This window comes from Sinomonas sp. G460-2 (assembly GCF_047759905.1).
In the GTDB taxonomy this organism is placed as follows: domain Bacteria; phylum Actinomycetota; class Actinomycetes; order Actinomycetales; family Micrococcaceae; genus Sinomonas.
Map to the genome: position 1 here is coordinate 1 of NZ_JBKZWT010000163.1, position 8,130 is coordinate 8,130.

General features: G+C 69.6%; 8 protein-coding genes. 5 read left to right on the plus strand and 3 right to left on the minus strand.

Annotated elements, in window-relative coordinates; translation table 11 throughout:
• Positions 1-439 (minus strand): glycogen debranching N-terminal domain-containing protein (locus tag ACLN58_RS14300; protein ID WP_415855931.1); only part of this gene is annotated, 439 nt, incomplete at its 3' end.
• 153 nt (positions 440-592) lie between these two features.
• Here ACLN58_RS14300 and ACLN58_RS14305 point away from each other — a divergent pair.
• From ACLN58_RS14305 to ACLN58_RS14325, 5 genes are all read left to right on the plus strand, one after another.
• Complete coding sequence (locus ACLN58_RS14305; RefSeq protein WP_415855932.1) at positions 593-1,663, plus strand: LacI family DNA-binding transcriptional regulator; 1,071 nt, start codon at positions 593-595, stop codon at positions 1,661-1,663.
• 35 nt (positions 1,664-1,698) lie between these two features.
• The gene (locus ACLN58_RS14310; RefSeq protein ID WP_415855933.1) at positions 1,699-2,952 is read left to right on the plus strand and encodes an extracellular solute-binding protein; all 1,254 of its coding nucleotides are present in this window, start codon (positions 1,699-1,701) and stop codon (positions 2,950-2,952) included.
• 25 nt (positions 2,953-2,977) lie between these two features.
• Positions 2,978-4,057 (plus strand): carbohydrate ABC transporter permease, encoded by a 1,080-nt coding sequence (locus ACLN58_RS14315; RefSeq protein WP_415855934.1) that lies wholly within the window; start codon positions 2,978-2,980, stop codon positions 4,055-4,057.
• A gap of 187 nt (positions 4,058-4,244) precedes the next feature.
• Complete coding sequence (locus ACLN58_RS14320) at positions 4,245-5,033, plus strand: carbohydrate ABC transporter permease (RefSeq protein ID WP_415855938.1); 789 nt, start codon at positions 4,245-4,247, stop codon at positions 5,031-5,033.
• A 269-nt stretch (positions 5,034-5,302) separates the two neighbouring features.
• A complete protein-coding gene (locus tag ACLN58_RS14325) occupies positions 5,303-6,079 on the plus strand; it encodes a hypothetical protein (RefSeq protein ID WP_415855935.1) in 777 nt (258 codons plus the stop codon).
• Positions 6,080-6,158: 79 nt separating this feature from the next.
• Here the strand turns inward: ACLN58_RS14325 and ACLN58_RS14330 are convergent, their stop codons facing one another.
• A complete protein-coding gene (locus ACLN58_RS14330) occupies positions 6,159-6,938 on the minus strand; it encodes a C1 family peptidase (protein WP_415855936.1) in 780 nt (259 codons plus the stop codon).
• 226 nt (positions 6,939-7,164) lie between these two features.
• The gene (locus ACLN58_RS14335; RefSeq protein WP_415855937.1) at positions 7,165-7,842 is read right to left on the minus strand and encodes a haloacid dehalogenase type II; all 678 of its coding nucleotides are present in this window, start codon (positions 7,840-7,842) and stop codon (positions 7,165-7,167) included.
• Positions 7,843-8,130: the final 288 nt, after the last annotated feature.

Here is an 8,130-nt window from a genome sequence, read left to right on the forward strand (position 1 = left end):
CCGGATCGGCCGGGAAGCCCGACTTCACGGCTTCCATCGGCACGAGGTCCGCCGCGAGCCGGACCGTGACCTCGGCCGTGACGGGCCCGCCCGTCGCGCACGAGAACTCGATCTCCTCCTGCATCGACCCCGCCTCGACGCGGCGCGTCCGAGTGAGCCGCGTGGTCGGATCGGCGCCCGGGCCGTCGACGTTGCGCGGGAGCCCCACGAGCACGAGCGCGGCGCCGTCGTGCCACGATCCGGCCGGCTCGGGCTCCTTGCCGGCCACCTCGAGCACCGCCTCGCTCAGCACGCGCACGTCGGAATGCATGACGCCCTGGACGGTCGCCTGGCCCGAATCGCCGGCGCGGATCTGCCCATCGCGATCCGACCACGCCTGGGTCGGCGCGCGGAACACGAGCTCGAGATCGTGGAGGAAAGGCTGGAGCTTCTCTGGCATGGGATTCGGATCGCTTCCTGTGAGGTGCTTGACACGTTCGGGCCCTGTAGTCAATTCTGGAGACATCCCCGGATTTGATCAATCAAATAACTACGAACCACCCTAGTTGATCGATCAAAGCCGCGAAAGGCTTCACGACGGAGAGGAGCGGCAATGGTTGAGGGCAGTGCGCACACCCCCGTGACTACCCCGCGACCCACCGTCTCAAGCGTCGCGGCGCAGGCCGGGGTCTCACGCCAGACTGTCTCCAACGCGCTCAACAACCCCGAACGGCTCCAGCCTGAGACGCTCAAGCGAGTGCTCGCGGCGATCGAGGAGACCGGCTACGTGCGCAGCGCCGCGGCCCGGCAGATGCGCACGGCCCGATCGGGCGTCCTGGCCTACCGGCTGGACCCCGTGCGGGACGGGATCGGCGGCGTGGTGCTCGACGGCTTCCTGCACGCCCTCACAGCACAGGCCGAGAAGCAGGACTACCGCGTCATGCTCTACACGGCCGAATCCGACCAGGACGAGCTCCGCCAGTTCTCCGTCCTCACCCAGGCGCGCGCCGCGGACGCGTTCGTGCTCGTCGGCACGCACCCCAACGACAGCAGATATCGCTGGCTCTCCGGCCACGGGGTTCCGTTCTCCGTGTTCGGCCGCCCGTGGCCCGCCCGCGGAGGCGCGTCGGAACCGGCCCACGCATGGATCGACGTCGACGGCGCTGCGGGAACCGCGCGGGCCACGCGGCACCTCCTCGAGCTCGGCCACCGCAGCATCGCGTTCGTGGGCTGGCCCAAGGGCTCGGGCACGGGTGACGAGCGCCGCCGCGGCTGGGAGGAGGCCATGGCCGGCGCTGGCGTCCCCCCGCGTCAGCGCCGGTCCTTGGATTCTTCGCAGCAGGACGGCATCCTCACAGGCGCCGAGGCAACCACGCGGCTCCTCGGGGCCGGCGCGACGGCGTTCGTGTGCGCGTCCGACTCGCTCGCCGTGGGCGCCTTCGGCGCGGTCCAGGCGGCAGGTGCCCGGGCCGCCGTCGTCGGCTTCGACGACAGCCCCACCGCGGCAGCGCTCGGCATCAGCTCGGTGCGCCAGCCGCTCGAGGACGCGGCCCAGTGGGCGCTCAAGAGCGTCCTCTCGCAGCTCGACGGGCGCCGGCAGGCCCCCGACGACTCAACTCTTCTCATTCCCGAGCTCGTAGTTCGCACGAGCTCGTTGCCCACCCCGGGCAGCACCTCACCCTGAAAAGAACACCTCACCCTGAAAGAAATGGAGCACGAATGAACATCACCAGGAGGGCAAGCATCGCTGCGGCCGCCGCGTTCGCCGCCGCGCTCGCACTCTCGGCCTGCGGCGGCGGGAACGCCGGCTCGACGTCGTCCTCGTCGGCGGCGGCCGGTGCCGACAACCACCAGCCGCTCACCATCCTCATCGGCTCCTCGGGCGACGCCGAGACGACCGCGGTCAAGGCCGCCGTCGCGGCGTGGGCCAAGCAGTCCGGCACCACGGCCACGGTCAACGTGGCCTCCGACCTGAGCCAGCAGCTCTCACAGGGCTTCTCGGGCGGCAACCCGCCGGACCTCTTCTACGTCACGAACGACACGATCGCCACGTACGCCGGCAACGGTTCGCTCGAGCCATACGTCGACCAGATGAAGAACAAGGACAGCTTCTACCCGTCCCTCGTGAAGGCGTTCACCGTCAACGGCAAGGCCTACGCCGCCCCGAAGGACTTCTCAACGCTCAGCCTCATCATCAACACGGACATGTGGAAGGCCGCGGGCCTCACCGACTCGGACGTCCCGAAGACGTGGGATCAGCTTGAGGCGGTCTCGAAGAAGCTGACCACGCCGCAGCACGTGGGCCTCTCGGTGTCCGGGCAGTTCGAGCGGCTCGGCGCGTTCATGGCGCAGGCCGGCGGCTGGCTCGTGGACGACAGTGGCAAGGCCGCTGCGAACTCGAGCGCGAACGTCCAGGCCCTCACGTACGCCAAGAAGCTGCTCGGCGAGGGCGCGATGAAGTTCTCGTCGCAGGTCGGCGCGGGCTGGGGCGGCGAGGCGTTCGGCACCCAGAAGGCCGCGATGACCATCGAGGGCAACTGGATCTCCGGCGCCATGACGAAGGACTACTCGTCCGTCAAGTACAAGGCGGTCGCGCTCCCGGCCGGCCCCAAGGGACAGGGCACCATCCAGTACGACGGCGGGTGGGGCATGGCCTCGCAGTCGAAGAACAAGGGCGGCGCGCTCGACCTCGTCACGTACCTCACGCAGCCCGAGCAGCAGATGGGCTTCGCGAAGGCGTTCGGCGTCATGCCGTCGGTCCAGTCGGTCGCCGACCAGTGGAAGACGGCCTTCCCGGATCAGACCGCGTTCCTCGACGGCGCGGCGTCGTCGAAGTCGATCCCGAGCGTCGCGGGCATCAGCGACGTCATCAAGGACTTCGACTCGCAGCTCGACGCCCTGGCCACCACGGACCCGAAGTCGATCCTCGACAAGGTCCAGAACAACCTCTCGGGCCTCCCGGGCCTCTCGTAGCCCCCGGCCCTCCTAGGAGATCCTCATGACGAGCGCGCTGCGGCCACCCCCGGCCACAGCCCGTCCGCGCCGTCGCGGCCCCGGCATCCGGGGCCGCGACGGGATCGCGGGCTGGCTCTTCACCGCCCCCATCCTCATAGTCCTCGGGCTCTTCCTCGTGCTGCCGATCCTCCTCGCGGCGTGGGTCTCGGTCTCGAACTGGAACGGGCTGGGCAGCCCCTTCTCCTCGGGCGTCAAGTTCGTGGGCGGCGACAACTATTCGGCCCTCCTCGCGAAGCCCGGCCTCGCGCAGACGGACTTCGGCACCTCGCTGCGGAACAACGCGTGGTACGTGGTGCTGGTGGTGCCGGTCCAGACGGCCATCTCGCTCTTCCTCGCGATCCTCGTGAACCGCCGCTTCCTCACGGGGCGCGGCGTGTTCCGCACCGCGTTCTATTTCCCGTCCGTGACGTCCTCGGTGGCGATCACGGTCATCTTCCTGTTCCTGTTCTCCGCGAGCGGCGCGGTCAACGGCGTGGTCCAGGCGCTCGGCGGGTCCGGGACCGGCTGGTTCACCGAGACCCGCGGCGTGGTGCGGGTGATCCTCGAGGCGCTCGGCGTCCACGCGCCGTCGGGCACGGGCTTCCTGGGCCTCACCTGGTTTGACTGGGTCTCCGGGCCGAGCCCCGCGATGCTCGTGTTCATCATCATGGCGATCTTCACGACGTCCGGCACGTTCATGCTCATCTACCTCGCGGCGCTCCAGCAGATCGCGCAGGACATCGAGGAGGCCACGCTCGTGGACGGCGCCAACGCGTGGCAGCGCTTCTGGTACGTCACGCTGCCCATGCTCCGGCCCACCACGTTCACGGTCGTGACGCTCGGACTCATCGGCACGTGGCAGATCTTCGACCAGATCTACGTCGGGTCGAAGGGCGGTCCCGCCAAGACGACTCTCACGCCCGCGTTCCTCTCCTATTCCCAATCGTTCATCAACAACGCGTGGGGGCGCGGCGCGGCGATCGCGTTCATCCTCTTCGCGATCATCGTGATCTTCACGATCATCCAGCGCGCGCTCCTCGGCGAACGCGACCGCACGCCGAGACGGAGGCGGACCCGTGGCTGACGAACTCAGGCTCTCCCCCGCCGGCCCGGCGGGCGGCTCAGGCCAACAGACGACGGCGCCCGCCCACCCAGGCAAGCACCGCGCCGGCGAGCCCGGGGCAGCTGAGGGGGCTCCGCCGTCGTCCGATCTCCGCCCTACCGCGCGGCGGCGACGCCCGCTCCGGGGCGGGACGGTCGGGACGTACGCGCTGCTCGTGCTGCTCGCGCTCGTGTACATCTACCCGTTCATCGTCTCCCTCGCGAACTCGTTCAAGACGGACACCGACGCCGCGAACAACCCCGTCTCGCTCGTCCCGCAGACCTTCACGACCGCCGCGTACCAGCGGCTCTTCGAGACGGACCTGCCGCTGTGGCTCGGCAACACGGTCGTCGTGACGGTGATCGTCACGGCGGGGCGCGTCCTGTTCGACTCCATGGCCGGCTACGCGCTCTCGCGGCTGCCGTTCAAGGGCCGGAACGTGGTCTTTGCGGCCCTCATCGCGGTCATGGCCGTGCCGCCCGTCGTGCTGCTCATCCCGAAATTCCTCGTGATCAAGGAACTCGGGATGTACGACTCGTACTCGGGCATGATCATCCCGATGCTCGCCGACGCGGCCGGGGTATTCATCATGCGCAACTTCTTCGAGTCGGTCTCCCCCTCGATCGAGGAGGCCGCGAAGATCGACGGCGCGGGCGTGTTCCGCCGCTTCTGGTCGGTGGTGCTGCCGATGTCCCGCTCGGCGCTCATCACGCTGTTCATCCTCTCGTTCCAGGCCTCGTGGAACGAGCTCCCGCAGATGATCATCTCGACGCAGAGCCCGGACCTGTTCACCCTCACGAAGGGCACGGCTCAGCTCGCCTCGGGCGCCCTCAGTGCGGGCTCGCAGTTCCCCATCAAACTCGCGGCGGCGACGCTCATGACGATCCCCGTCGCCGTCCTGTTCTTCATTTTCCAACGCCGGATCATGAACACGACCGCGGGCGCCACCAAGGAGTAGGCGTCCCGCCCGCAGACGCATGCTTTCGCAGAAAGGAGGTTGGTGCACGGCGAAGGCTCGGGGCTGCCGCTGGGGGCAGCCCCGCGCCGACGCCGCGCCCGGATCCACCGATCCGTTCCACAAGCCCATGCCGCCGTCCATTCCGCCGGCTCGTTCCGCCGGCCCATTTCACCGTCCGTTCCCCGAACTCGCCCCATCTCGCACCCCCTCAACGCACCCGAATCCGCCCCGCGCCCGGCGCGAGGCACCCTCCCCCAGACAGAAAGACGATGATGGATCCAGCAGCGGGGCAGACAGCCTCATACCCCAGTCCCCTCCCCCTCAGCCTCCGCAGGGTTCGCACTGATGACTTCGCCCGCATCTACGGCCTCTCGACGATCGTCCCGCCGGCTTTGGCGCAGGCCGTTGCCAACGGGACGGCCTCGGCAGCCCTCGACGCGGCCGAACAGGGCACCCAGCACTTCCACGAGGTGCTCGCCTCTGCGCATGCCCGCGGGTACTCGGCGGCCGTCAACGCGGTCTCGTCCGTGCTGATCGCCACGGATGTCAGGGGCCGGCACGCCGTCCTCGTCGCCGAACCCGCGGTCGAGGCCTTCCGCCAACCCGGGACCTTCTCCGGCCACCTGCAGCTCGAGCGCCTGACCCTGGTCTTCGCCGCCCAGATCACCTCGATCACGGCCCCCGAATCCTCGGAGCTCGGCACCGCGCTCCTCCACGCCGCGGCCGATCTGTACAGCCGCGCCGGCTTCGCCATCCTGTACGGAACCGCCGCCGCGCCGGCAGGGTCCCTCCCCCCGGCTCCCTTCCGGGCCACTGGGGCGGGCAGGGCGTTGTGCCTGGACCCCGCGTTCCTCAAGAACTCCATTGGGCTGGCCACGGTGGTCCCCGCGCCGGGGACGCTCATCTATTACGCGGACCTCCAGGGGCAGGCCGGAGCCGACTGGGAATACCCCCTCAACCCCGACGAGAACCGTCCCTTCACCGAGCGCGCCGACGAGCCGGACCTGCACATCCATCGCGCTCCCGGCGTGGCCTTCGGCGGCTGACCCACCCGTCTCGGGGTACAGCTAACCCGCCCAACACCCGTCTCAGGTCCGGCTATTGGGCGGGCAGCGGAAGGACGGTTCAGCTCACCGTGCGAACGGTCCAGAAGTCGCTCGAGAGTCCCGTTGACAGCAGGTACTGGTACGGCAGGGTGAAGTACCCCGCCTGGCCCCAGCCCGTGCCCCACGAGTTCCGCACGCGGAAGCGCTGGCTTGTGTTGTCGTAGCCCACGGCGACGACGGCGTGCCCGCCGAGGACCTGTTCGTTCGGGGCCGGCATGGGGGCGATCCCGCTCTGCGCGACCTGCTGGCTCTCGAAGGACTCGTAGACCGTGAAGCCGAACACGAACGGGTAGCCCGCCGCGAGGCAGCCCTGCATCTGCTGGAGGGTCCGCGAGACGCGCTGATACGCGACGGCGCGGTGCTGCTTGGCGTCGATGTAGCACTGCTGGGTCGGCTGGACGGCGAACTGCGCGATGACGTACGGCCACTCGGTCTCGGGGCACGCGCCCTGAGCGCCGACCGACTTGATGCCGTCGCGGATCTGGGCGCCGGAATCGCTCGCGACCGTGCCCTCCATGACCCGCTCGTTGTAGTAGATGAAGAGCCGAGACGGGGTCGCGTACCCAGTGATGCCCTGCTTGTCGGCGTCGAACTCGAGCGCCGCCGCGATCGCGTTCGCGGTGCACGAGCCGAGCTGGCCCTGGTCGTAGACGGGCGGGCACTGTGCCGTGAGATCGGCCGACGGCGGGAGGGCGCCGAGCACGGCGGGTGGCGCGGCGAAGAGGTGGTCGCGCTGGTCCGGGACGTCCGGGACCCAGCCGTAGGAGTGGTTGGTGCGGGGGGAGGATTCGGTGGTCATGGGGGAAGACCTTTCGCACGGCGGCCGCAGCCGCCCGAGCTGATGCGAGACCGCGGGTGGCGGGGGGCGCCTCCAGCCGGGCGCACAGCGTGCTGCTGGAGCGCCCGGCTGGTGCCTCCGGCCTGAATGCTGGGGGTCTTCAGGCCGGACAGATGAATTTGTCCTTCGATTTTATTAATCCCGCGATGCCCCTGTCAAGAGCTCGACGCGCGGAGTCAGGAGCGCGTCATCGCTCGCGCAGCGCGGCCGCGACTCCGTCAATGCCGGCCGCCATGATGTCGGGGACCGAGAAGTACGAAGGGTACGCCGCCCCGCCGCGCTCAACCCACGCGGTCTGCAGTCCGGCGCGCGCGGCGCCGTGGATATCCCACGGGTGGACGGCGATGAGCAGCATCTCCTCAACCGGCACTCCGCAGACGTCCGCGGCGTAGCGATACGCCGACGCGGCTGGCTTCCATGCGGGGGCGTCCTCGACCGTGAGAAGGGCCTCGAAGCAGTCACGGATCCCCGCGCCCTCGAACAGCCGTTCCGCGACCGCCGTCGCGCCGTTTGTGAGCGTCACGAGGCGATACCCGTCGTCGCGCAGCGCCCGAACGCCGCCCGCCACATCCGCGTGGACGCCGAGATCGAGCATGCCGGACATGATGTACGGCACCGCCTCGTCAAGTCCGCGGTCCAGGTTGATGCCCCGCAGCACCCCGCGCAGCACCTCGGCGCCCACCTCGGCGAACGAGGGGTTGTCCCCCGCCGCCGTCAGCGCGAAGCCGTCGCGCAGGAGCGCCGCGAACCAGAGTTTCGCGAGCCCCGCGGGCGCGCCGACGTCCGCGAAGCGCTGGCCCATGGGGCCCATGTTGGAGAGGGTCTCGTTGACGTCGAAGACGATGACTTCTGGCCGATTCGGCATGGCTTCTCCTGACTCTTGCCCGGCTTGGCTTCGGCTGGCGGAGCGTGCGCGCCCATCGTAGCCCCGAGCCGGGGCCTGGGTGCGTTCCATCGAGTACGCGTACTGGGCGGCACCGGGCCGCCGGTCGGCGTGTCCTACGGCGTGTCGTCGCTCAGGGATCGCTCGAGACCGGAAACGCGTACGCGTTGGCACGCAACGCAGCCCAACAGGGGCCTAGGGCGTGAGGCGCGCCGCCCGGATCGCTGCGGCGAGCTCCGCCGACGCGCCCGGGTACGGCCCGCGGCCCCA

Coding starts and splice junctions, on each gene's coding strand:
- ACLN58_RS14325 (WP_415855935.1), top strand. CDS start 5,303: ATGATGGATCCAGCAGCGGGGCAGACAGCCTCATACCCCAGTCCCCTC.
- ACLN58_RS14305 (WP_415855932.1), top strand. CDS start 593: ATGGTTGAGGGCAGTGCGCACACCCCCGTGACTACCCCGCGACCCACC.
- ACLN58_RS14330 (WP_415855936.1), bottom strand. CDS start 6,938: ATGACCACCGAATCCTCCCCCCGCACCAACCACTCCTACGGCTGGGTC.
- ACLN58_RS14315 (WP_415855934.1), top strand. CDS start 2,978: ATGACGAGCGCGCTGCGGCCACCCCCGGCCACAGCCCGTCCGCGCCGT.
- ACLN58_RS14335 (WP_415855937.1), bottom strand. CDS start 7,842: ATGCCGAATCGGCCAGAAGTCATCGTCTTCGACGTCAACGAGACCCTC.
- ACLN58_RS14310 (WP_415855933.1), top strand. CDS start 1,699: ATGAACATCACCAGGAGGGCAAGCATCGCTGCGGCCGCCGCGTTCGCC.